Origin of the sequence: Helicobacter burdigaliensis, assembly GCF_003670295.1 — a bacterium.
GTDB lineage: Bacteria > Campylobacterota > Campylobacteria > Campylobacterales > Helicobacteraceae > Helicobacter_D > Helicobacter_D burdigaliensis.
Window position 1 is genome coordinate 13,265 of record NZ_QXJG01000001.1, and the last position, 24,207, is coordinate 37,471.

Consider the following 24,207-nt stretch of genomic DNA (forward strand, 5'->3'; position numbering starts at 1 on the left):
TAAGTTTTTGGCTTTATAGACTTTAAGGAAGTAAAACGATATTTAGCATTAAAGTTTTTTTAGAGCTTTAATGTAGGATAAAATATTTTGTTGATAATTTGTGCTTTGAAAGTTTGTAGTGCAAATGATAAAGCAATAAGTCTTATAAAAAAGCTTTTCTAAGGATTTAGAAGAGTTTTTTATATGTTTTAAGGAATGTGTTTGGTAGCTTTTTTTAAACATCTTCATTTCATCTTGTGAGAGAAAATTCAAAAGATTTGTTTTTTCTTTTCCAAGAAAGGTTGTAAATCCATAAATAAGCCCTATTTTAAAGCTAAGAATATTAAGAAGTGCCTCACGCATAGAAGATAAAAGATGGTTTGCTAAAATAAATTGTTTTCTTAAAAGTGCTTTGTGTAAATTTGCAAGAGTGAAATAAAATTCATTGCAAATATCTTCAAAACTTGTTTGGGTAAGTGTGGCGATACTAAAGGGGGATTTTTTATGGTTTTGCATAAAGATGTTAAATCTATCAAAAAAGGCTTTTCTTAAAGGTTCTAGTTTATAGTAAAGTTCTAAGTCTTCTAAAGGGATAATTTTCAAATCAAGTCGCATTCCATTTTCAAAAAGCATAAGGAAGCTTACCCAATTTTTTGGTAAATCAGGAGGATAAAATTCCATAGATTCTGGAAGTTGTGTGAAGATAATCTTTCCAAAATGTTGCTTTGTAAATTTTAAAATCTTATGGGGTATTTTTGCTTTTTTAATATTGCTTTTTCTTTTTATTTCTAAAAATTCATACATAGAATCTAAAGGTAAAAATAAAGATATATCATAATCTTGATATTTATCTTTACTTTTGGATTTACTCTTGAACCTTCTAAAACTCCAAGAGCAATTTTTTTATTTTTAGATATAAAGTCATTAAAAAGTTTTAAGAAAGTATTTGGAGGATTCAGCATATTTTTCATAATTTTTCTTTGCTAAAAAGGAAATTTTGTTATTATTTTATCAGAAAATTTTGAATCTAGGAGAGTTTATGGCATTTACAATTATTGATGTAGAGAGGCAAACAGGAATTTCTTCGCATACTATAAGATTTTGGGCCAAAAAGGAGCTTTTTCCTTTTGTGAGTAAAGATAAAAATGGAGTGAAGTATTTTAGCAAAAAAGACATTGCTTGGGTGGAATGGGTGGCGTGTTTAAGATCTACTGGAATGAGCTTAGAAGATATTAAAGAGTATGTATATCTTTTCCCACGAGGCATTAAAACAGCACCGCGTCGTAAGGAGTTATTAGAAAAACAATATAAAAAGGTGCAAGAAGATATTAAAAATCTTCAGCAAATGCAAGAGAAACTAAAATATAAGCTAGAAATCTATGAAGAGATGATAGAGAGTGGGATAGATTTACTTAATCCACAAAGTGAAGATTATAGAGGATAATTTATTATGCAATGGAGTGCTAAGCAATATTTAAAATTTGAAAAAGAACGTAATATAGCAATTTTTGATTTAGTGGATAAAATTAAAAACCAAAGTAATGTTAATAATATTTTGGATTTAGGTTGTGGTCCTGCAAATAGCACACAAATTTTGCAAGAGACTTTTATAAATGCGAAGATTCTAGGCATTGATAATTCTTTAGATATGCTTCAAAAAGCAAAAAGTAAAAATCTTAAAAATTGTAATTTTTTACAATGTGATGTAAATTGCGAACTTTTAGAGATAAAAGAAAAATTTGATTTGGTGTTTGCTAACGCAAGCATTCACTGGATAGAAAATCAAAATAAGCTTTTTAAAGAAGTTTTTGAGCTTTTAAATGAAAATGGAATTTTTGCAGTGCAACTTCCTTTGGGTAAAAGCTCAATCTTTCATCAAAACTTAGCAAAACTTGCACAAAAATACGGCTTAGATTCTAGGGTATTTTATGCTTTAGAAGCGTATGAGTATTATGATATTTTACAAAATTATTTTAAAGAAATACAGATTTGGCAAAGCACTTATTATCATATTTTATCTAGTTTAGATGAGGTGATTGAATGGTATAAAGGTTCTGGGCTTCGTCCCTACTTAGAAAAACTTGATGAAAATTTACATGCTAAATTTATAGAAGAGTTAAAAACAACACTCGCACCCTTTTTTCCATTGCAAAAAGATAATAGTGTGCTTTTGCCTATGTCAAGATTATTTTTTATAGCGTTTAAGACTTAAGTTTATACTCCTCGCCCCAATCGCACATTGCTTGTAAAATGGGAATAAAGCTTTTTCCTTTAGATGATAGGCTATATTCTACTTTTGGTGGGATTTGGGGATATTCTTTGCGAATGATAAGCCCATCACTCTCTAGCTCACGCAAAATATTTGTTAAGGTTTTAAACGATATGGGAGAGAGGATTCTATTTAGCTCATTATAACGCACGATAGAATCTTTATAAAGGCAGTAAAGTACACTTAATTTATATTTTCCTGAAATTAAATTTAAAGTATAATTAAAACCGCATTCTTGATAATTACAGCTTGAATTTTTTGTATTTTGCATATTATTTTCCTTGTATTTTTATATTTATACTTTACTTTTGGATAGTATCTTACTTTATTTTACGTATTGACATTATTTATCCTATAAATTAAAATTCTAGCACAAATTTAATAAATAAGGATTCTTATGCAAACAATTACTTTAAATGACGGAAATAAAATGCCAATTTTAGGCTATGGTGTATTTCAAATCGATCCAAAAGAGACACAAAGATGTGTAGAAGATGCTTTAAATGTTGGTTATCGCCTTATTGATACAGCAGCAATTTATGGCAATGAAGAAGCAGTAGGTGCAGCGATAAAGGCAAGTGGTATAGCGAGAAATGAGCTATTTATCACCACAAAGCTTTGGGTAAATAATATAAGTCACAAGAATGCTAGAGTTGCATTTATGGAATCTTTGCAAAAGTTAGGGCTTGATTATGTAGATTTATATCTTATCCATCAACCTTTTAATGATAGCTATGGTGCGTGGGAAGCAATGTGTGAGTTAAAAAACGAAGGACTTATAAAATCAATAGGTGTGAGTAATTTCTATCCTGATAAACTCACAGATTTTTGCTTTAATAATGAAGTAAAACCCGCACTTAATCAAGTAGAATGCCACCCATTTTTGCCACGCTTTGACTTTGAATCTACTATGAAAAATCTAGGTGTAACTATGCAGTCTTGGGCATCCTTTGCAGAGGGACAAAATGGAATCTTTGAAAATGAGATTTTAAAAAATATCGCTTCTAAGCATAATAAAAGCATAGCACAAGTTATTTTGCGATGGCTCATTCAAAGAGAAATCGCAGTAATCCCAAAAACTCTAAGCAAAGAGCGAATGGTTGAGAATATCTCTGTGTTTGATTTTACACTAGATTCTAGCGATATGGAATCTATCTCTAAAATCTCTCAAAATCCGTATATCATCTGCAATCATAGAGATGTAAAAACAACAGAGTTTTTGTTGAATTTGGCAAAGTAAAATGAAGAATTTTAATTTTATCCCTATTGATTTAAAATCTTACAAAAGAGCGGAACATTTTAGGTTTTTTAGTGAAAATCCTTGTGGCTTTTCGCTAAGTGTGGAACTTGAAGTGCAAAATTTGCTAAATTACAAACAAAAGGGGCATAGCTTTTTTTGCTCTTTTCTTTATTGTATTTCTAAGAGTGTGAATGCGATAGTAGAGTTTAGAATGGATTATAAAGATGGGATTTTGGGCTATTATGAAATCTCTTACCCAAGCTATAGCATTTTTCATAAAAATAGTGAGACTTTTAGCTCTCTTTGGAGTGAGTATGATGAGGATTTTGCTAAATTTAGCAAGAATCTGCAAAGCGATAAAGCGGAGTTTGGGGAGAATCTAAGCTATGAGGCAAAGGTGACAAATTTGCCAAATATATTTTTTGTATCTTCGCTTCCTTGGATTAGTTTCAAGGATTTTAATTTACAAATTGATAGAAGCAAGTTTTATGCACCTATTTTTACTCTATCAAAAATACAAGATTCTAAAATTTTGCTAAACATTAATGTTAATCACGCAATTTGTGATGGCTATCATGTAGCAAAGTTTATAGAAATTTTACAGGAAAATATCAATAATTTTAAGGAGTAAGAATGAAAAATATACTTTTATTAAATGGAGCAAAAAGTTTTGGGCATTCTGGTGGCAAGCTAAATGATACTTTGCATAATGTAGCAAAAAAGACTTTAGAATCTCTAGGGTTAGAAGTGAATGAAACACATATCGATAAAGGTTATGATATAGAATCTGAAGTGCAAAAGATTTTAGATTCTGAAGCTATCATCTATCAAATGCCTGGCTGGTGGATGGGTGAGCCTTGGATTGTGAAAAAATACATGGATGAAGTTTTCACCGCAGGGCATGGAAAGCTCTATGCAAATGATGGTAGAAGCAGAGAAGATACGAGTAAAAAATATGGCAGTGGCGGACTTGTGAAAGATAAAAAATATATGTTTTCTCTTACTTGGAATGCACCACTTGAAGCCTTTAATGAAAAAGAACAATTTTTTGAAGGTGTGGGCGTAGATGGAGTGTATTTGCACTTACATAAAGCACATCAGTTTTTAGGTATGAAGCCACTGCCAACTTTTATCTGCAATGATGTGATTAAAAATCCACAAGTACAAAATTATATCAAGGATTATAAAGCACATTTATTAAAAGTGTTTCAAAGCTAAAGGGCAATTAATTGCCCTTTGGGAAAATATTTTAAAATTAATTTATAGGGTGCTATAATCTGTATTTTCACAAGGAGGGAAAATGCAAGATAGCACACAAAAGCATATTAAACTCATAAAAACAGCAGGAATAAGCAGTATAGTGCTTTGTTTGCTGGCATTTTTTGTAGGTATTGCATGGGGTTTTGTTTTGGGTGTGCTTTTAGGCTTAGCATCTTTAGCAAGTTTTCTAGTAGCTATTTATGGGATTAAAAAGCAAACAAATGCAAAGTATTTATTGACCAACCTTTTTATAATTGTTTTGATTTTTATGATTTTTATAGCTTCTAGTATGGAATTTAGGATTAATTTAGATATGGTGCGTTTTATGGCTTATAAATTAAGCTATTTTAGTCCTTATGCTATTATATTTTTATTTATTTTTGCTTGTGTGATTTTTATACCCTTTAAGAATCTGCATTATGAACTTGCAAGAGTAACCTCTCAAAAAACTTTTATCTATGCTTTTTGGTGTTATCCTATAGCCTTTTTTCTTTTGATAGTTTTTTCATTCTTTGTAAGAATTCATTATGAGATTATGTATAGATTGGAATTTGTAGTATTATTTTTACTATTTATAAATGCAATTTTTTATAGCGTTGCTTGGAGTAAGATAAAAGAGCTTTTACACAAGAGTAAAGAGATAAAAGAGTATCAAACTTATAGAGGCAATTTAGCTTTTGTAAAAATACTTTTTATTGTAGTTGGAATCTTGTTTGTGTGCAATGCCTTGCCTATTTTTAGGTATTATATGGGATTTTTTATCCTTCCAGCAGGGATCGCTGGGCTTGTAGCTTGTGTTCTATTGGCCAAAAATACTAAAAAATGGCTTTTAGTATTGTATTGGATACTTTTGTTTTTACCTTCAATGCTTATTAATTATTATGGATTGTATTTTGAGTGGTTTTTTGTGTTGGATTTTGTTGTTTCAATCTTGTTTTTTCTGAATCTAGGCAAAATCACTCAAGTAGAGCCTTTTAGGATGATTGCATATATCTATGCAGGTTTATTGCTCATTAACATAGTATTAGCAATTGTGCTAGGAGGGTTTCAGCCTGTGCTTTCAAGCCCTATAATGTTTCAACTTGCAATATTGCGGGGATTGCTCGTGGGTGTGTTGTTTATACTTGGGGCTTTGATGATGAAAAAAGATAAAATGAGTTTTTAAAGACTTTTCAAAGTAAAAAAGTAATTAAAAAAAACTAAAGAACTTTTAATGTAGAATAGTTTTGCATTTTGCAAATATTCATTTAAAGGAAGAATATGTATTCATTGAGAAAATTACCATTTGATGAAATTAAAGATTTTATTAGTAAAGAAACCTGTGAGTTTCACTATGGAAAGCACCACCAAACTTATGTAAATAATCTTAACAACCTTATAAAAGGCACAGAATTTGAAAATGCCTCTTTGTTTGAGATTGTTACAAAAGCACAAGGTGGGATTTTTAACAATGCTGCACAAGTGTATAATCATGATTTTTATTGGGATTGTGTAAGTCCTAATACTACACAAATGAGCGAAGAGTTAAAGGGTGCGATTGATGAATCTTTTGGTAGCTTTGAAAAATTTAAAGAAGGTTTTTTAAGCTCTGCTACTACTCTTTTTGGTTCTGGGTGGTGCTGGGTAGTGTATAATCCAAACACTAAAAAACTAGAAATCGTGCAAACAAGCAATGCACAAACTCCTGTAACTAACGGACTTATTCCTGTTTTAGTGGTAGATGTATGGGAACATGCTTATTATATCGGCTTTAGAAATGCACGCCCAAATTATTTGGAGAAATTTTTTAGCCATATTAATTGGGAATTTGTTTCAAAAAGCTTGGAATGGGCTAAAAAAGAGGGCTTAGGTTCTGTGGATTTTTATATGAAATCTTTACATTCTTAAACTCTAGAAGCTTTATGCTTCTAAAGTTTTTATAAGAGGATTTAAAAAATCCCTCACTGCTTTGAGTGCTTTTTCTTCATTAAATTTAGACAATAAACAATCGCTTTTTAAACTATCATTACAACCACTACGCCCACAAGGCATGCAAGAAAGCTCTTCTTGATAGATTTGGTGGATTCCCATTTTTTGCAAGCCTCCTTGATGTTTATAGGTAGAATCTTCTAAAGAGTTATCCCAAGGTCCCCAAACATCAGCAAAAGAAGGACCAAAAAAGGCAAAAGTAGGGGTGTTGTTTGCAGCGCTTAAGTGCATAATGCTTGTATCCACACCTACAAACGCAAGTGCTTTAGAATTTAGCAAAGAAACTTCCTTCAAACTTAAATTTCCTTCAAAAATTAAAACCTCGCTTTTTAAAAGCTTTTTAATTGCGTGGATATTTGCGAGTTCTTGCGGATTGTTAGAAGCGGTTAAAACGCATTTAATTTTAAATTCTTTTGCAATAAAATCAAGTAATTTTGCATAGAATTCAAAGCTTAAGCATTTGTAACTCCAATCGCTAAAAAAATGCAAATGGATAAAGTTTTTGGGTAAATTTTCTAGTTTTTTGGAACTTTGCAACTTGGGAGGTAGAACTTTAATGGAAATGATTTTAATATCTAAGATTCTAAGTGCATCAAGATTGGATTGAATGTTGTGTTGGGCTTTGTAAGAGAGCTTGTGGGTGTAGATATTTTTAGCCCAAAAAGATGAGGGTGGAAAGCCAACTTTTATCTTAGCTCCACTAAAAAAGCTTAAAAAAGCAGTTCTCTCTCCGCTAGTTAGCCCAAAGACAATATCATATTTTTCTTTTTTGATGGCATATAGAAGTGCAATTTCGCTTTTTAAGCGTAAAAAGGGTTGCTTGTGGCGTTTTAGAGTATGGATTTTATGTAGGTATGTGGTGTCTAAAATACCTTCTGTGCCATGATTTACTACCATATCAATTTGACAATTTTTAAAATGATTTTTAAGATTTAAAAATAAAGGAGTGCTTAAAAGCACATCGCCGATTTTATTGAGTTTAATAAGCAAGATTTTCATAGATTTTTACTTTTATTTAGCATATCAAGTTTTAGATATTTCCAAAAGGCGGTTTGTGCGTTATAGGTGCTTATGATAAAACCGATTTTGCCTTGCATAAAGCCTTTTTGTAAGAAAAAATTTTTAAAAAAGCACCAAAGAGAATGGAGTAGTGCTTTTTTGAGGCTGGATTGTTTTTTGCTCTTATTTTGCTTTGCAAAGAGAGTGGAGTATTTTTGCATTTTATCTAAAAATGCTTCTAAATTCTCATAAGGATAATGTGAAATATATCCTTTTAAATCAATAACTTTAAGGGGTTTGTTGCTTAAAGGCACAATGCTTTCATGCACTTTGTTGTGATTGAATTCAAAAAAGTCTTTGTGATAAAGTCCTACGCATCGATCATTCCCCCATCCACAGCTATAAATATAAGTTTCTTGAAAATAATTTTTTACATCATAAGAATAGCAAAAGTTTACATCTAAATCTTTGTTTAAAATTTCATCTATTAATTCTTTTGAGGCGATTTCATCGCTATCAATCGTTAAAATCCATGAGTTTTTAGCAAGTTTGCTCCCCAAAGCTTTCATAGCGCCAAAGCCTATAAATTCATGATAATGAATGCTGACATTGCTAAAATTTTTTGCGATATTTAGGGTTTCATCACTAGAGCCATTATCTAAAATCACCACTTCATCAAGATTTTTTAAGGCTTCTAAAACTTCTCTTAAAAGGCGTGCGGAATTTCTAGTGAGAATTACAGCAGAAATTTTATTCATATTTTCTCCTATAAATTTCTTCATATTGGTTTTTAAACTTTCTATGAAACCAAAGCCATTCTTTTGGATTTTCTCTAATGGCTTTTTCTAAAACATCGCTTTGTAGTTGTGTTAGGGCGTGGATTTCTTCTCTAGTATCTTCTAGTTTTTGAGGTAAAATAGGCGGATAGAGGGTAAAGATATGTGAAGAATAGTCTTTAGAATAGGATACAAAGCAGGGCAAAATAATTCCATCAAATTTTCTTGCAAGCATGGAAGCAATAGGAGTGTGCCTTACATCTTTGCCAAAGAATTTTACAAGCTCTCCTTCTTTATCTGCTGTATTTTGATCGCTTACTATGCCTAAGATTTCTTTATTACGCACTGCTTTGATTAAAGAGGGTGCTACCCCCATTTTATCTAAAATTTTGATATTAAAGCGTTCTCTAACCTTAAAAAGATATTCATTGATAAGAGGGTAGGGGGTCATTCTAGCTACTGCGGTAATGGGAAGATCAAAATGGCAAGTAAAAATAGGTGTGGCATATTCCCAGTTTCCAAAGTGAGCCGTAACAAAAATAATGGGTTTTTTAGAGTTAATTGCATCGGTGATAAAATGCTTGTTTATAATCGTGCTTGTTTTTAAAATATATTCTTTTTTGCTAACGCCAAGTATAAAAAAATCAATAAAATTATATACAAGATTCAAATAATTTGTGCGGATAATCTCTTGTTTGGTGCGAATATCTAAAGTGCCATTATAGGCAAATTCTAAATTTGCCAAAATATCATTTTTGCGTTTTTTATCAAGTTTGTAGAGAAAAAAGGCTACACTTTTTGCAAAGCCTAAACGCAAAAAATGTGGCATATATAAGAAGAAATATCCCAAAAAATTAAAAAATTTAAAAAGAAAGAATCTTTTAATTTTTTGCATAGTTTTCCTTTTTTAATAGAGTTTTTGAGAGAGCAAAAATCTCTTGTGGGTCTATTTTTTGGATACTAAAATCTTTTTTATCATAATTTGCTTCTTTATTAGATTCTAAGCTTAGATTGATTTTGGTGTTAAGGGAAAATCTCTTTTTAGGTGTTGCACCAAAAAGTGTGATAGAAGGGATAGAAAGTGCCCAAGCTAGATGTGTGATCCCTGTATCTCCTCCGATAACTAAATCCATACTAGAAAGGAGAGATTTTACTTCACTCAAATTTAAAGAATGGATAGAATGATAGCATTCACTTTGTGGAATTTGCATTTTGTGGGTTAAAAAAATGGGTTTAATATTTAGAGAGTTAAAAAGTTTAGCTAGTTTTATAAAGGATTCTAGAGGATAGGTTTTATTGGCTTTAGAAGTTTCTAGCACAAATAACACTTTAGGTGAGGTTTGTAAAGAGAAGTCTTGGTTTTTAAAGCCTAAAAAATTTTTAGAACTTAAAAGCTCTTCTAGGCTTGGAGGTTGCACTCCAAAGGCTAAAAATGCAAGCTTTGCATTCCGCAATAAAATATGTTCTTCATAAGGAGAACTTATCTTTTTAGTATAAAAAAGGGAGGCCAAAGGTTCTTTAATACTTCTTTTATCAAAACCGATAAAATTTTTACTCTCTAATAGCTTTCCTACAATAGCAGATTTTATAAGCCCTTGTAAATCAAGCACATAATCGTATTTTTCACTCTTTAGGGTTTTATAAATTTGCATAAGGTTTTTTAAATTTTTTTCTTTTATGCTTTGCTTTAGAGGAATGGGGATAACTTTGCAAATAAGGGGTGAATCTTCTAAAATTTCTTTAAAAACACTATCTACATACCAATGCAAAATAACATCTTGATATGTTTTTTTGAGATTTTCTAAAAGTAGGGGTAAGATACTAGCACTATGGATAATATCTCCCATAGCACTTAGTCGTATAATGGCAACTTTTAGCATATATTTAACTTAAATAAAGGTGGGATAGGAAGTTTGTTTAGCTTTTCTTTAAGTGTATAAGAAAGATTTGCTAGGTTAATAGTTGTTTCAAAACCGCTATCTATGCAACTAAATTCTAATTGCTTTGGATTTTTGTGATAGCTTAAAATATCGCTTAGACTTAATAAGAAATTTAAGATACAGAGTATTTCAAGTTGTGGCAGAAGTTCTTTGTATTCTAAATTTTGTGGAATCTTTTTGCCATTGTAGCGTATGAGAGTGGCAATTAATAATCTTTCTTTATGGGTAAGTGCATAATTTAGAGCATTAAATACAAAATAACTTCCATGATGGTTTTTTTCATAAAAATTAAGTGAAATCCCTATATCACAAAGCTCGGCTGCAATGAGAGTGTGTTTGTAAAAAGGCTTTAAAGATTCATTATCTAGGGAATGTATAAGCTTTGAAAGAAGCATTTTTGTAGTTTTTGATTTATAAGGATTATTGATAAATCTATCTTTAATGCTTCTTAGGCTTGGATTAAAGTTAGTAGGAAAAGCACCATTAGAATGCCTTAAAAGATCATGTAAAAATACTCCCTCTCTCACTCCCACACCACTTGTTACGACACATTTTGCATTAAAGGTTTGCAACGCAAGATGAAAAATTAAAGCTCCTCCTTGAATAGAATCTATTCTATCTTCTTTAATGTTGAGTTTTGGAAGATCTTTTGGGTTTGAAGTATAGAGAGTTTTGAAAAAATCTTGATACATATTAAAATCATATTCAAAAGCATGGAGAGTATCTAGCGGGTAGCAAGTTTGCTTTTGAATAGATTTGCTTAAAGCTCTAGCAGTGCCTCCAATGCCAAAGATTCTCTCATGCTTAAAGTGCGAAGGCATAGTTTTTAGATGGCTTAAAACAAATTCTTTTGCTCCCTTTAAATCTCCTTTATCCAAAAATAACTCTTTTAATCTGATAGTTCCTAGATTTAATGAGATTTTGTCAATGATTTTATTGTTTTGTATGAGGGCGCATTCTGTGCTACCTCCTCCAATATCAATAGTAATTCCTTCTTGGTAGGGCAATAGATTAAGTGCTGCTAATGCTCCAAAATAGGCTTCTTTATCCCCATCAATGATTTTAATGTTAAGCCCAATTTTTCTAGCAAGGGATAAAAAATGTGCTTTATTTGGGGCGTCTCTAAGTGCTGAAGTAGCAACACAGAGAATCTTTCTAGCTTTATGGGTTTTGGCGATAAATAAAAAATCACTTAAAGCATGCAAGGCTCTTTGCATAGGAATCTCTTGTAAAAAGCCATTATTTTGATAGCTAGATTCAGAGATTCTTACTTTGCTTTTGGTTTCATAGAGTAGGTGGAAACCAAAATGGCTTGTCTTTTCAAAAATTGCCATTCTAGCTGAGTTAGAGCCAATATCAATAACTGCTATGATTTTTGCCATTTTAAACTTTAGCTATCTTGATTTAATTGTGAATGTTTGTATTTGAGCTCTTCTAGTGTTTCTACATTATCAGGATCAGGGACGATAGCATCCACAGGGCATACAGACACGCAAGCTGGCTCATCATAGAATCCATAGCATTCTGTGCAACGATCTGGATCGATAATGTAAAAAGGCTCTCCCTCTTCAATTGCCGAATTTGGACATTCTTCTAAACAGGCATCACAAGCGATACATTCTTCAGTAATCATTAAAGACATAGTAAGCTCCTAAAATTTAATTTCAAGAAAAATAAAAAGAGTTTTTAGCTAAAAGAGTATAAAAAATAACTTAAAAAATAGAATTAAAGTTTATTTTTTTAAAGTTATTCCGCTTTTAATGCGTAATAATATTTATATAAGCTATTTATTTTATAAAATAGGAGTTAGGATTTATAGGGATTATAAAGTGCTAAAGAGAGGAGATTATTTCTCCAAGCTCTTCATATCAATTACATATCTAAACTTTGCCTTGCCATTTGTTAGATTCTCATAGGCTTCATTAATTTTATCTATGCTTATGATTTCAGTTTCTGGATAGATTTTATGTTTGAGTGAGAAATCCATCATTTCTTGTGTTTCTTTGATACCGCCAATGAGTGAGCCATATACCTTTTTATTTGCGGCAAATACAAGCCTTGTAAGATCTGTAGGCACTGCTTCTCCAACAGGTGGAAGCCCAACTATTGCCATCTCACCACCATTTTTTAGTAAATTTACATATTCCATAGGATCGTATTTTGTAGGAATAGTTGAGATGATGAGATCAAATCTCTCGCTTACATTTTGCACTGAATCATAAAGCTTTGCTACTCCAAGCTTTTTGGCTTCTTCTTCTTTATTTTTATTTCTTGCAAAGACGAAAACTTCTGCACCCATTTGCAAAGCATATTTTACAGCCATTACGCCAAGTCCGCCAAATCCAGCTACTGCGACTTTATCACCCTTTTTAACCCCACTAAATTTAAGCGGAGAATAAGTTGTAATCCCAGCGCAAAGAAGAGGTGCAACTTTATCAAGGGGTGCATCTTGTGGAACATTGATGGCAAACTTTTCACTCATCACGATATTATTAGAATATCCTCCAAAAGTAGGCTCATTATCATGGAAGCAATCTTTGCAATCATAGGTAAAGATTGTCTTGCCCTTTTCGCAAAATTGCTCATTACTAGCCTTGCATGCTTCACATTCACCACAAGAATTTACCATACAGCCAACCCCTGCATAATCCCCAACTTTAAACTTACTTACCTTGTTACCCACGGCAACCACTCTTCCTGCTATCTCATGCCCTGGTACCATAGGGTAGATTCCCTCTCTCCACTCACTTCTAGCAGAATGAATATCGCTATGGCAGATCCCAGCATATAAAATCTCAATTAAAATATCCTTCTCCCCCATAGCATGGCGTGAAAATGAAAATGGCTTAAAAGTATCACTTTTATGTGCTACTGCATAGCCTTTGGCAGTTATTCTTTTGCCACTCTTTGCTTCTTCTAAATTAGAATCTAAAAGCATAGTAACTCCTTAAAAAGTAATTTTAAAATGTAATTATATAGCATTAGAGCTACTATCGGTCAAGAGAAAAGATGAAAATTTTATCAAAAAATGTTACAAAAAGTTTTTTGAAATTTTAAGTTTAAAGTAAAAATGTGCATTTTTTACTCTTTTATACAGCAAAATACCTATAACTTTTCATTTATCATTCATTTACTAAAATAGACTTGACTTTTAATGCTAAAAGGAATAGACTTAATCATAAATAAGTAACAAAGGATTAATTATGAAAAAGTTTTCAATGATATTAGCAGGTTTGTTGTTGGCTACAAGCTGTTCTTATGCACTGGATGAAAAGATAGAAAAAGATAAAAAAGAAACCGGCATTAAGCTAGAGGCAGTAGAGTGGAAAGCACCTGCAGCTTTAAATGAAGATGGAACGATTGATGAATCTAAAATGCCTAAAAATTCAAAATATTCTGAAATGGTAATTTTAGGAAACAAAATCTTAAATGAAACAACTTGGTATGTAGGTCCACAAGCAAAGGATAAAAATAAGCGTTTTGCGGGAAATAATCTTTCTTGTTCTAGCTGTCATGCAAAAGCGGGAAGTGTGCCAAATCAAGCTGGATTTGTAGGTATTTGGGCTAGATTTCCACAATACAATGGAAGAGCAGATAAGATTATTACTTTAGAAGATAGGATTAATGGCTGTTTTGAGCGCTCTATGAATGGTAAGCGTATGCCAAACAATACTTCTGAAATGAAAGCAATGCTAACTTATATGCATTGGCTCTCACAAGGGGTTCCAACAGGTGCTAGCACTAAGGGTGAGAGTTTGCAAAAAATTGATTATTTAAAAAGAGCAGCAGACCCTAAAAAAGGAGAGGCAATTTATAATGATAAATGTGCAGTGTGCCATCAAGCCGATGGGCAGGGTGTGAAAAATGGGACTCCTGGAATGGCTTATTATGCGTTTCCACCACTTTGGGGAGAAGATAGCTATAATACGGGTGCTGGAATGTATCGTCTTATTAAAGCAGCTTCTTATATTAAATCCAATATGCCTCAAGGAGATGCTAATTTAAGTTTGGAAGAAGCTTATGATGTGGCAGCTTTTATGAATTCACAACCACGCCCTATTAAGAAAAATCGTGAAGCAGATTTTCCAGATAGAAAAGTAAAACCACTTGATATGGATGTGGGGCCTTATGATGATAATTTTTCAACTACACAGCATAGATATGGCCCTTATGAGCCAATGCTAAAAAAGTAGGGAATCTAATAAGAAATTTATAAATGAGAGCTTGTAAAGCAAATGATTTAAATAATTTGCAATAAGCTTTCGTGGGTATTTATTAGGTTTAAGAAGCTTTAAGCATAACTTTTGTTATGCTTAATTAAGGATTATTTTACTTCTAGAGTTGCCATCATTCCTAAATCTTCATGTTCTAGGATATGGCAATGATACATTCTAATTCCTTTAAAATCTTGCTTCATTATAAGTTCTAAAGTTTCATTTGGGCGGACATTAATGGTATCTTGTAAAGCTTTGAAAGGTGCTTTGGTTTTTTTGCCTTTAAAAGTGGAGCTAAGTAGCATAAATTGTGTTCCATGAATATGAAAAGGGTGATCCATATGGGATTTATTTGTGATTTTCCATACTTCTACTTCACCTAATTTTGAGCTAAGATTTGTTTTGTTCATATCAAACACTTCTCCATTGAGCAAAAACATACTTGCTAATGCTTGTTTTATTTCTTCATTACTTTTTTTGCCAATTCCATGCATTTTGGAGTGATCTTCGCTCATAATTACTTCTTTAACAGCATTGGGAGCTCCAAAATCTTCTATTTTTCTTAAAAAATTTGGAATCTCTTTTTGTATGTTTTTAACATCTAAAGTGGCTAATTCTATATCGTTTTTATCATCTTTTACCATCATTTTATCACGATCATAATAAGTGTTAATTAGCTTAAATTCTCCTTTATTGTTAGGTTTAATAATCACTTCAACGCGTGAAGCTGGGGATAAAAAGAGTTCTTTTTGGGATATTGGAGTTTCTATTAATCCACCATCTGTGCCTACGAGGATAAATTCTGCATTTTGTATTTTTAGGTTTAAATATCTAGCAGAGCAGAAATTATAGATTCTAATTCTTTGTGCTTCATCAAGCGTGATTTTTGGCTTATGCTGTCCATTGATTAAAATTGTATTTCCTTCTCTGCCATTTAGCCAATCTATTAAGTTATTGGCAGGAATTTGTGCGTTTTTATCTAGCTTAATATCGCTAATCACCCAATCTTGTTCTTGTAGATTAGAGAGTGCATCTTGTTTGGATTTTACAACAAAAACCCCTGCTAATCCCATATAAACTTGCTTTCCTGTAATATAATGGGGGTGGGGATGATACCAATAAGTTCCAGCAGAATTTAAAGGCAATTTAAAACTATAAGTTCTCTCTTCTCCTGCTAAGATTGGATCGTGTGGATTTCCATCTTGCTCTGGTGGGATAGGCAAGCCATGCCAGTGAATTGTGGTGGGCTCTTTTAGATTGTTTTTAACCTTAATTTCTACAAAGTCGCCCTCATAAACTTCAATTTTGGGGGCAGGAATGGAGTTGTTATAAGCAAATACACGCGTTTTTTTCTTATGAATAATATTTATTTTTGTTTCATTAATATTAAGAGTGGCTTTAAAAGTGTTTTTTTCTTTGCTTGTATTTTGCAAAAGGGGCAGGGGGGTTAGGGCTTGATTTTGCGGATAGCTACTAGAATCTAATAGAGGCAGGTTAATATCTTCTAGGCTTATAAAGCTAGTATCAATATTATTTGTATGCGATGGCATATGATTTTTATGCATCATCATTTTATGATGGCTGTGATCCATAGCATAAGCACTACTTAGAGTTGCTAAACCTAAAGCATTGAATTGCAAAAATTGTCTTCTATTCATAAAAATTCCTTAAAATTCAAAAAATAGTGGTGTAATTATAAAAATAAAAGGGTAAATGAATAAAAAATGATACGCATTATTATAATCAAAAGTTTTTAAAAAATCATATATAAATAAGTTTTTTTAAAAAGAAAAAAGAATATAATTCGCGTATTTTTTAAAGATGAGATTTAATTTTTATAGATTTTTGGGGTTCTTAGTGATAAAACAAAATTTTTCTACTAAAATAGTAAATACTCTTATGCGTCGTGCTACTGATAGTTATTTGCATCTTAGGCCTGCAAATTTGGATAAATTGCCTCTTCCTTTGCCTCATAAAGTAAAAGATAAAAGCTATCTTTTGTATATACATGTGCCTTTTTGTATGACACTTTGCACTTATTGTTCTTTTAATCGCTTTTTATTTCAAGGAGAAAAGGCTAAAAAGTATTTTGAATCTTTGCGTAAAGAAATGCTTATGGTAAAGGAGCTAGGCTATGATTTTAGCTCTATTTATGTAGGTGGGGGGACGACTTCTATCATGCCAGATGAGCTTTGCAAAACGCTAGATTTAGCCAAAAAGCTTTTTAGCATTAAAGAAGTTTCTTGTGAATCAGATCCTAATCATTTACAAAAAGAAACTTTAGAAAGTTTTAAAGGTAGGGTGGATAGGCTTTCAGTAGGGGTGCAAACCTTTGATGATGGAATCTTAAGAAAGATTGGAAGGTATGAAAAGTTTGGCAGTGGGGAAGAAACGATTAAAAAGTTAGAGGGTGCTATTGGGATTTTACCTATTTTAAATGTGGATTTAATCTTTAATTTTCCTAATCAAACAAAAGAAATGCTAGCAAAGGATTTAGAAATCATCAAAACTTTAAAGCCTAATCAGCTAACTACCTATCCTTTAATGTCTTCTCCTTCTGTGAAAAGTATTTTAAAACGATCCATTGGGCTTGTAAATTTAGACAATGAAGCAAAGCTTTATGAGCAGATTTTAGATACTTTAAAAGATGATTTTACACCACTTTCTAGTTGGGCTTTCTCTCATAAGGGTAGTGAAATCTTTGATGAATATGTCGTAGATAATGATGAATATGTAGGGATTGGCTCTGGATCTTTTAGCTTTTTAAATGGGGCTTTGTATGTAAATACCTTTTCTTTAAAAGAGTATTCTAAGCGTATTAATGAAGGTAAAATGGGGGTTGTAAGAATGAGAAAATATTCTAAAAAATCCCAACTTCAATATAGATTAATGGTGGAGCTTTTTGGTGGAAAGGCTAGTGCAAAACAATTTAGAGAAAAATATAATAGCAATATAGAATGGGATTTATTTAAGGAGCTATTGTTTTTAAAATTAACAAAAAACATCTACAAACAAGGGGGGGATTATTATCCTACAAAAGAAGGAAAATATCTCTTTTTATCCATGATGAAAGAGTTTTATATAGGTATGGATAAGGTAAGAGAGGAATCAAGGGCTATGTTAAAAGAAGAGGATATGTAAGCTTTGAAAATTAAGTTTTGTATGAAGTGTTTTAACAAAAGCAAAATTTAAAGATTCTTTTTCTCTTTTATAAGGGGTTTAGGGTTGTGTGGAGTTTGTTTCTTTATCTGTGTTAGTTTTGTTGCCCTCTAAGTAATTTTCTAATTTTTTAGTTTGGTTATAAATAGGCTCTTGAATATTTTGGATAATCTCCTCTGTTTTGTTGCTTTCTAAAAACTCATTAACCTTTTGTGTGCCTTGTTGCAAGGTTTCTTTACCACTATTTAGTGCGTTTTGTAAAGTTTCCTCTCCCTTTTTCTTAAGATCATCAATTTGAGAATCACAACCTATTAATAAAAATGCAAAACTTGCTAAAAGTAGATATTTCTTCATGGGCTTACTTTATAAATAATAAAATTAGCTATAATTATAGCAAAAACTTTTTATAAAGGGATGGAATTTGAATCAAATAGAGCAAGTTTTTTTGGTAGCAGAATTATCCGCAAATCATAATCAAGATAAAAATTTAGCATTAAAGACAATCAAGGCAGCAAAAGAGAGTGGGGCAAATGCGATTAAGCTTCAAACTTACACGCCTGAATGCTTAAGTATTAATTGTAGCAAAGAAGATTTTAAGATTAAAGGAACTTTGTGGGAAGGCAAGAATTTTTATGAACTTTATAAAGAAGCTATGACACCTTGGGAATGGCATGAGGAGCTTTTTTTGTATGCGAGGAGTTTAGGGCTTGTGTGTTTTTCTTCTCCTTTTTCTAAAAAAGGGGTGGATTTTTTAGAAAGTTTGGGGAATCCTATCTATAAAGTAGCTTCTTTTGAGATTGTGGATTTAGAGCTTATAGCCTATATGGCAAGGACAAAAAAGCCTATAATTTTATCTAAAGGAATTGCAACCTATGAAGAAATAAGTGAGGCTGTTAGGGTATGTAGAGAAAATGGAGCTAATGATATTACTTTGCTTCAATGCACGAGTGCTTATCCTGCACCTATAAATGAAGCTAATTTATCGCTATTGCCTAAAATGAAAGAGGATTTTGGAGTGAAAGTGGGGCTTTCAGATCATACTTTGGGGAATCTTGTGGCCATTAGTGCTGTGGCACTTGGTGCTAGAGTGATTGAGAAGCATTTTATTTTAGATAGAAAGTTAGGGGGAGTGGATAGTGCATTTTCTATGGAGCCAAAAGAGTTTTTAGCTATGAGTGAAGAGATTAGAAAAGTAGAGCTACTTTTGGGAAATGGAAGCTATGAGCTAAGTAAGAAAAGCAAAGAGGGGAGAGCTTTTATGCGCTCTTTATATGCAGTAGCACCCATTAAAAAGGGAGAGAGGTTTAGTAGGGATAATATCGCATCAATCCGACCGGGGTTTGGACTAGCACCCAAATATTTACCCCAGCTTTTAGGAAAAGTAGCAAAAAAAGATTATGATTTTGGCGAGGCATTAGGAAAAGAAGCATTAGAGTAAAAAATTTATAAAGCTTTTAGACTGCTGCATTTATATTTCTTATTATGTTTTTTGTATCATTGCGTAAGACAGTGAAGTAATCCATAAATAGACTGCCACACTCTCTTGCAGAGGTTTTGCGGTGATGCATAACTGCATGTTATTGCAAAACACCCCTCTATCCTTGCAAGGAGCGTTAGTGATGAAGCATACAAGCAAAGCGTTATCTAAAGCAAAGTGCAAATCTAAAGACTACCCATAAACATGAGGTTTTGTCTCTTGTAGTGACATAAAATAATCCATAAAGGTAATATGGGATTATTAATGTAAAGATTTTATTTTCCTAGACAAAAATCTCCAAACATTACATCAAGCATTTGTGAATATTCATAAGGTTTTGTGATAGAAGCAATAGCTTTGATGGCTTCATTAATATGGAAACTAAAAATTTCTAATTCTCCATTTTGCAATGGAGTTTTAGAATCTTTTAAGGCTTCTATACAAGAATTAATTGCTTGAAATTGATATTGTGAGGTAAGGAGTAGAGTGTCATTTTCTTCTTTTGTGTTAAGTATATCTTCAAGTTTTTGTTTAAAGAGTGAAAGAGAAGAGTTTTCATCTTCTTTATTTTCTTCTTTAAGGCTTAAAAATAAAGGATTAAAAATTTCTAATTTGGTTGTATCTATTTTTTTATCCAAATCGGTTTTATTGATTAAAACAAGAATTTTTTTCTCATTTTTAAGTTCTTGCAATAAAGAAATAATTTGCATATCTTCGTTATCTAAAACTTTACTATAATCAAAAACTGCTAGTAATAAATCACTTTCTTTTGCATTTTGGATACTTCTTTTTATGCCTTCTTTTTCAATAATATCTTCACTTTCTCTAATTCCTGCCGTATCAATGAGCTTTAAAAGATGTCCTCCTAGCAAAAAGTTTTCTTCAATGCTATCGCGTGTAGTTCCTGCAATATCACTAATAATTGCACGATTTTTGCGTAAAAGTGCATTCAAAAGAGAGCTTTTGCCTACATTTGGCTTCCCTATAATACAAAGTTTAAGTCCTGAAAGGAGTATATATTTTTGATGGGATTGCTCTAAAAGATTAGAAAGTGTCCTTAAGATTGCATTTAATTTTTGAGTTAAATCGTCCATTAGATTTTTAGGCAAATCCTCATCCGCATAATCTATAAAGACTTCACTATGTGCTAGAATTGTAATAAGTTGTGTGCGAAGCGATTCGCAAAAATCATGCATTTCACCCTTTAGATGGCGCATAAGCATTTTATGAGCGGTTGCATTTTGTATTTCAATTAGCTTAGCAATGGCCTGTGCTTGTGAGAGATCTATTCTGCCCCCTAGAAATGCTCTTTTTGTAAATTCTCCAGGATTTGCAAGTCTTGCACCAAGAGAGATACATTCATTAAGAAGACTTTGTGCTATGAAAGTCCCACCATGGCATTGAAATTCTACAACATCTTCTGTGGTGTAGCTATGAGGAGCTTTAAAATAAATAATAATGCAGGTATCCAAAAGTGAATGATCGCTAAAATATACATTGGATAAAAAAGCATAACGGGGAGTAAAAGATTCTATATCTTTATGCGTGAGTTTGGAAGCTATTTCTAAAGCTTTTTTACCACTTAAGCGCAAAACATTTAAAGAGGATTTGCCATAGGTTGTGGTGGGAGCTATAATTGTATCATTCATGGTTTAGAATAAAAATCATTTACAATCACAAAGCGTTCCCCTTCGCTATTTAATCTAAAAGATACATATTTATTAGGGAATTCTTCTCGCAGCTGTTTTAATGCAATATGGGCTAGGACGCCATCTAGGGGCTTAGTTTGGGCTTTGCCTGTGGCTTTTATACTTTCTTTAATGGGTAAAAGATAATTTGCAATCATATCTTCTTGATTTTTTAAGAATTCTGCAATTTCTAAACGAATCATTAATCCATAGACATGATTAATCCAGTTAAAAATTAAATAAGACATTGCTTTGTAGCGGTAACCTTCTTTTCCAATAAGCAATGCAGAATCCTCTCCATCTAATTTAATATAAAGTGTGTTTGTATCATAGGGTTCAATAGAAGCAATTTCAATGCTATAAGGCAATAAAGATAAAAGCTCATCTAATTCTTGTTTGATGGTTGGTATTAAACTTATAAGAGAAGTTTGAGAATAATATTTTGGTTTGTTGGTTGAAAAGTCAGATTGTGTGATTTCCTGTGTTGTATCTTCTTTTAGGCTATTTTTTTGTTCTAAATCCATATCTTGAGCTATATTATCTTTGGAGTTAGTCTTTGATTGAGCACAAATAATTGCTTTTTTCTTTCCAAAACCTAAAAACCCATTTGAAGCATTTTGTATAATCTCGTATTCTAAATCTATTACAGAGCAAGAAAGCTCATGTGAGGCTAAAAGTAAGGCTTCTTCTAGTGTGTGTGCTTCAAACTTTTTCATTTTACTCCTTTATATGTTTGTGTTCTGCTATTTCTTTGGCTTTTTTACGCTCTAATGATTTATTGATGATGAGCTGTTGTAAGATAGAGAAAATATTATTTACAAACCAATAAAGAACTAATCCTGATGGGAAAGTTACAAAGAAGATTGTAAAAATAAGGGGCAAGAATTTAAAGATTTTCTCTTGCATAGGATCGCTAAAGGTTGTTGGGGTAAGATGCTGTTGCAAATACATTGTAATTCCCATAAGAATAGGCAATACAAAATAAGGATCCATAACCGATAAATCATCAATCCATAAAAGCCATTCTGCACCTTTTAGCTCAATTGCATTATATAAAACACGATAGATAGCAAAAAATACAGGCATTTGTAATAATAATGGCAAACATCCGCCCATAGGATTTGCGCCATGCTTTTTATAAAGTTCCATCATATGAGCTTGTAATTTTTGAGGTTCTCCTTTGTATTTTTGTTGAAGCTCTTTCATTTTAGGTGCTAGATCCTTTAGCTTTTGCATAGAAACCATACCTTTATAGGTAAGTGGATAAAGCACCACTCTTACGATAAATGTTAGAAGAATAATAGCCCAACCCCAATTTCCACAAAGATTATAAAGATAATCTAAAAGTAAAAAGAGAGGTTTTGCAAAAAAGGTGATTATACCATACTCCACAACATCGCTAAGTGGAGCATAGATACTTTCTAATAAGCGATAATCTTTAGGACCGATATATCCATAAAGCTTTATAGGAGCATTTGCACTAATAAATGGCATAGGATCTTCGCTAGGATTGTTTAAGATTACAGAGTTAAGATCGTTGTTTTTGCTAAAAAGTAATGTTGTGTAGTAGCGGTCTACACTTGCTAAAATTGCAGAATTATTAAAGTTTTCTTGCTTTGTAGCTTCTCCATCTTCTATTGTGCTAATAGTGCCATCTTGCTCTTTAATAATAACGCCTTTAAACACATAAGAGTCATTTTCTACCTTAGGACGCATACCCGGTGAGATAAAATATTGATAATTATTAGGAAGATTGATGGATACTTCATAAGAACCATTACTATTAAAAGTAATGATTTTCTCTATTTTAAAATCCCCTAAATCTTGTGTTAATGTAAGTGTTTGCGGGGAATCTTTTAAAATAATTTCTTTGCTTGAAGCATTATAGGGTGTGCTAAAAGCTTTTTGGTTTAAGATATTATCGCTAAAACGAATTTCAAGGGGTTTTGGGTTGTTTGGGTTGGCAATATCTTCAGCAAAAAGACTGAATTTATGTGAGCTTACTTCCTCTTTGGGTGTTTTTAAATAGCTTTGAGAGATTCTGCCTAATCTATCAATTTCAAATTCAAAGTTGTTGGCTTTGATGGTTGCAATGATTTGCTCTTTTGTATCACTTGTATTTTTAACAAGGGCTTCATTTGGATTTTGTATATTGGGTGTGTTAGAAGCTGGAGTAACTATTTGCTTAGTATTTGTGCTAGGTGAAGTTGTATTGTTTTCATGGGAAGGAAAAAAATACCCATAAGGTATAAAAAAAGCTAATGCTAGAGCCACAGCGATAATGATACGGGTTTGTGAACTAAGATTGTCAAGTTTGTTTAACACGGAATTGCCTTCTTTATGGAATTTTTAATGAATGTGTTGGATAGATTCTTACTAGCCAAAAAGTTTTGAGGGGATAGGTATCTTTGCGTAGGCAAAAACCTTTATAGGGGATTATTTTTGTGGGGATAAGCCAGTATTCAAAAACACAAGGCTTAGAAAAAATAGGTAAGATTTTTTTGGAAATCTTAGGATAATCCACCCCGCCTCTAAAAAGTTGATTGCAACTTAAAAGTCTTTGTGATGTTTTCAAAAAAGCTACAAAGGGGTTTGTAAATAAAAAAAGCTCTTTGGAATATTCTGAACAACTAGGATAATACCGGCAGTTATTGCCTAAAATTTTAGAAATATAGCGTTGGTAAAATTCTAATATTTTAAGCATAAGAGCTTTAAACATTTTGTAAAATCCCTAAACGATTAATGGCTTTTTGGTAGTCCATTTTAAGAGCTTGAAAAGATACTTGTGCAATGCCTGCTTTTGCTAGTAAAATCATATCTCCCTTTTTTAAAAGAGGCAAACTTTCCCTATAAAGGTGTCTAAAACGCCTCTTAACAAGGTTTCTGCAAACTGCATTTCCTATTTTTTTGGAAACGCTAAAGCCGACTTTATTGATAGAGTTATGATTTTCTTTGAAGAAAATGGCAAAATGCTTATCATGCCACTTTTTATTGCTTTTATAGGTGTTATCAAACTCTTTTTTGGTTTTTAGGGTAAGCAAGGGAAGCCTTAGATAGCTAGTTTTTTTCTACCTTTGGCTCTTCTTGCGTTGATTACTTTTCTACCATTTTTAGTTTGCATTCTCACTCTAAAACCATGCGTTCTTTTTCTTGGAGTGTTATGCGGTTGATAAGTTCTCTTCATAGTAAAACCTTAAAATATAAAATAAAATAAGACAAGATTATGCCAAATATTTAC

28 protein-coding genes are annotated in these 24,207 nt (G+C 32.0%); 10 read left to right on the forward strand and 18 right to left on the reverse strand.

Annotated features, from left to right (window positions below; translation table 11 throughout):
• Window positions 1-48: 48 nt before the first annotated feature.
• Window positions 49-783, reverse strand: coding sequence for an aminoglycoside 6-adenylyltransferase (locus EBF09_RS00045; RefSeq protein WP_232817587.1), 735 nt, complete (start codon window positions 781-783; stop codon window positions 49-51).
• A gap of 5 nt (window positions 784-788) precedes the next feature.
• Window positions 789-950, reverse strand: coding sequence for a hypothetical protein (locus EBF09_RS09265; protein WP_232817588.1), 162 nt, complete (start codon window positions 948-950; stop codon window positions 789-791).
• A 68-nt stretch (window positions 951-1,018) separates the two neighbouring features.
• On the opposite strand from EBF09_RS09265, the gene EBF09_RS00050 reads away from it, so the two are divergent.
• Together EBF09_RS00050 and EBF09_RS00055 are read left to right on the forward strand one after the other, a co-directional pair.
• Entirely contained in the window at window positions 1,019-1,423 is a 405-nt protein-coding gene (locus tag EBF09_RS00050; protein WP_121763113.1) for a MerR family transcriptional regulator, read from the forward strand.
• A gap of 6 nt (window positions 1,424-1,429) precedes the next feature.
• Window positions 1,430-2,191, forward strand: a complete 762-nt coding sequence (locus EBF09_RS00055; RefSeq protein ID WP_121763114.1) for a methyltransferase domain-containing protein — start codon at window positions 1,430-1,432, stop codon at window positions 2,189-2,191.
• Here the strand turns inward: EBF09_RS00055 and rrpA are convergent.
• Window positions 2,181-2,519, reverse strand: coding sequence for a MarR family transcription factor RrpA (gene rrpA, locus EBF09_RS00060; protein ID WP_121763115.1), 339 nt, complete (start codon window positions 2,517-2,519; stop codon window positions 2,181-2,183). The two genes, EBF09_RS00055 and rrpA, sit on opposite strands and share 11 nt — an antisense overlap.
• A gap of 126 nt (window positions 2,520-2,645) precedes the next feature.
• Between rrpA and EBF09_RS00065 the strand changes: the two genes are divergently transcribed.
• The 5 genes from EBF09_RS00065 to EBF09_RS00085 all read left to right on the forward strand — a co-directional run bounded on the left by EBF09_RS00065 (window position 2,646) and on the right by EBF09_RS00085 (window position 6,635).
• The gene (locus EBF09_RS00065) at window positions 2,646-3,488 is read left to right on the forward strand and encodes an aldo/keto reductase (RefSeq protein WP_121763116.1); all 843 of its coding nucleotides are present in this window, start codon (window positions 2,646-2,648) and stop codon (window positions 3,486-3,488) included.
• A gap of 1 nt (window position 3,489) precedes the next feature.
• Window positions 3,490-4,119 (forward strand): CatA-like O-acetyltransferase, encoded by a 630-nt coding sequence (locus tag EBF09_RS00070; protein ID WP_121763117.1) that lies wholly within the window; start codon window positions 3,490-3,492, stop codon window positions 4,117-4,119.
• 2 nt (window positions 4,120-4,121) lie between these two features.
• A complete protein-coding gene (locus EBF09_RS00075; RefSeq protein ID WP_121763118.1) occupies window positions 4,122-4,706 on the forward strand; it encodes an NAD(P)H-dependent oxidoreductase in 585 nt (194 codons plus the stop codon).
• An 82-nt stretch (window positions 4,707-4,788) separates the two neighbouring features.
• Entirely contained in the window at window positions 4,789-5,913 is a 1,125-nt protein-coding gene (locus tag EBF09_RS00080; protein WP_121763119.1) for a hypothetical protein, read from the forward strand.
• Between the two features lie 95 nt (window positions 5,914-6,008).
• Window positions 6,009-6,635, forward strand: coding sequence for a superoxide dismutase (locus tag EBF09_RS00085; RefSeq protein ID WP_121763120.1), 627 nt, complete (start codon window positions 6,009-6,011; stop codon window positions 6,633-6,635).
• Window positions 6,636-6,647: 12 nt separating this feature from the next.
• Here EBF09_RS00085 and EBF09_RS00090 read toward each other — a convergent pair whose 3' ends face one another.
• From EBF09_RS00090 to EBF09_RS00120, 7 genes are all read right to left on the reverse strand, one after another.
• Window positions 6,648-7,715: a glycosyltransferase family 9 protein gene (locus EBF09_RS00090; protein WP_121763121.1), complete on the reverse strand. Its 1,068-nt coding sequence runs from the start codon at window positions 7,713-7,715 to the stop codon at window positions 6,648-6,650.
• Window positions 7,712-8,473, reverse strand: coding sequence for a glycosyltransferase family 2 protein (locus EBF09_RS00095; protein WP_121763122.1), 762 nt, complete (start codon window positions 8,471-8,473; stop codon window positions 7,712-7,714). The genes EBF09_RS00090 and EBF09_RS00095 overlap by 4 nt, the downstream gene beginning before the upstream one ends.
• Window positions 8,466-9,386, reverse strand: coding sequence for a lipid A biosynthesis lauroyl acyltransferase (locus EBF09_RS00100; protein ID WP_198672503.1), 921 nt, complete (start codon window positions 9,384-9,386; stop codon window positions 8,466-8,468). The genes EBF09_RS00095 and EBF09_RS00100 overlap by 8 nt, the downstream gene beginning before the upstream one ends.
• Window positions 9,373-10,371 (reverse strand): lipopolysaccharide heptosyltransferase I, encoded by a 999-nt coding sequence (gene waaC / locus EBF09_RS00105; RefSeq protein ID WP_121763123.1) that lies wholly within the window; start codon window positions 10,369-10,371, stop codon window positions 9,373-9,375. The genes EBF09_RS00100 and waaC overlap by 14 nt, the downstream gene beginning before the upstream one ends.
• Entirely contained in the window at window positions 10,365-11,813 is a 1,449-nt protein-coding gene (locus EBF09_RS00110) for a Ppx/GppA phosphatase family protein (protein ID WP_121763124.1), read from the reverse strand. The genes waaC and EBF09_RS00110 overlap by 7 nt, the downstream gene beginning before the upstream one ends.
• An 8-nt stretch (window positions 11,814-11,821) precedes the next feature.
• Entirely contained in the window at window positions 11,822-12,073 is a 252-nt protein-coding gene (locus tag EBF09_RS00115) for a YfhL family 4Fe-4S dicluster ferredoxin (protein ID WP_121763125.1), read from the reverse strand.
• Window positions 12,074-12,277: 204 nt separating this feature from the next.
• Window positions 12,278-13,369, reverse strand: a complete 1,092-nt coding sequence (locus EBF09_RS00120; RefSeq protein WP_121763126.1) for an NAD(P)-dependent alcohol dehydrogenase — start codon at window positions 13,367-13,369, stop codon at window positions 12,278-12,280.
• 265 nt (window positions 13,370-13,634) lie between these two features.
• Here EBF09_RS00120 and EBF09_RS00125 point away from each other — a divergent pair, with 265 nt between their 5' ends.
• Window positions 13,635-14,624 (forward strand): c-type cytochrome, encoded by a 990-nt coding sequence (locus EBF09_RS00125; RefSeq protein ID WP_121763127.1) that lies wholly within the window; start codon window positions 13,635-13,637, stop codon window positions 14,622-14,624.
• 131 nt (window positions 14,625-14,755) lie between these two features.
• On the opposite strand, the gene EBF09_RS00130 is transcribed toward EBF09_RS00125, so the two are convergent.
• Window positions 14,756-16,303, reverse strand: a complete 1,548-nt coding sequence (locus tag EBF09_RS00130) for a multicopper oxidase family protein (protein WP_121763128.1) — start codon at window positions 16,301-16,303, stop codon at window positions 14,756-14,758.
• Window positions 16,304-16,466: 163 nt separating this feature from the next.
• Between EBF09_RS00130 and EBF09_RS00135 the strand changes: the two genes are divergently transcribed.
• Window positions 16,467-17,786: a coproporphyrinogen III oxidase family protein gene (locus EBF09_RS00135; RefSeq protein ID WP_232817589.1), complete on the forward strand. Its 1,320-nt coding sequence runs from the start codon at window positions 16,467-16,469 to the stop codon at window positions 17,784-17,786.
• A 78-nt stretch (window positions 17,787-17,864) separates the two neighbouring features.
• Here the strand turns inward: EBF09_RS00135 and EBF09_RS00140 are convergent, their stop codons facing one another.
• Window positions 17,865-18,158: a hypothetical protein gene (locus tag EBF09_RS00140; RefSeq protein WP_121763129.1), complete on the reverse strand. Its 294-nt coding sequence runs from the start codon at window positions 18,156-18,158 to the stop codon at window positions 17,865-17,867.
• Between the two features lie 67 nt (window positions 18,159-18,225).
• Here EBF09_RS00140 and pseI point away from each other — a divergent pair, with 67 nt between their 5' ends.
• The gene (pseI, locus tag EBF09_RS00145; RefSeq protein WP_232817590.1) at window positions 18,226-19,242 is read left to right on the forward strand and encodes a pseudaminic acid synthase; all 1,017 of its coding nucleotides are present in this window, start codon (window positions 18,226-18,228) and stop codon (window positions 19,240-19,242) included.
• A 314-nt stretch (window positions 19,243-19,556) separates the two neighbouring features.
• Here pseI and mnmE read toward each other — a convergent pair whose 3' ends face one another.
• The 6 genes from mnmE to rpmH are packed head-to-tail and all read right to left on the reverse strand — an operon-like array spanning window position 19,557 to window position 24,153.
• The gene (gene mnmE, locus EBF09_RS00150) at window positions 19,557-20,930 is read right to left on the reverse strand and encodes a tRNA uridine-5-carboxymethylaminomethyl(34) synthesis GTPase MnmE (RefSeq protein WP_121763130.1); all 1,374 of its coding nucleotides are present in this window, start codon (window positions 20,928-20,930) and stop codon (window positions 19,557-19,559) included.
• On the reverse strand, window positions 20,927-21,685 hold the full coding sequence (locus EBF09_RS00155; protein ID WP_121763131.1) for a Jag N-terminal domain-containing protein: 759 nt from the start codon (window positions 21,683-21,685) through the stop codon (window positions 20,927-20,929). The genes mnmE and EBF09_RS00155 overlap by 4 nt, the downstream gene beginning before the upstream one ends.
• A gap of 1 nt (window position 21,686) precedes the next feature.
• Entirely contained in the window at window positions 21,687-23,294 is a 1,608-nt protein-coding gene (gene yidC / locus EBF09_RS00160) for a membrane protein insertase YidC (RefSeq protein WP_121763132.1), read from the reverse strand.
• 13 nt (window positions 23,295-23,307) lie between these two features.
• Entirely contained in the window at window positions 23,308-23,688 is a 381-nt protein-coding gene (gene yidD, locus EBF09_RS00165) for a membrane protein insertion efficiency factor YidD (RefSeq protein WP_121763133.1), read from the reverse strand.
• Complete coding sequence (gene rnpA, locus EBF09_RS00170) at window positions 23,681-24,010, reverse strand: ribonuclease P protein component (protein WP_121763134.1); 330 nt, start codon at window positions 24,008-24,010, stop codon at window positions 23,681-23,683. Before rnpA ends, yidD begins: the two co-directional genes overlap by 8 nt.
• Before the next feature lie 8 nt (window positions 24,011-24,018).
• Entirely contained in the window at window positions 24,019-24,153 is a 135-nt protein-coding gene (rpmH, locus tag EBF09_RS00175) for a 50S ribosomal protein L34 (protein ID WP_111228777.1), read from the reverse strand.
• Window positions 24,154-24,207: the final 54 nt, after the last annotated feature.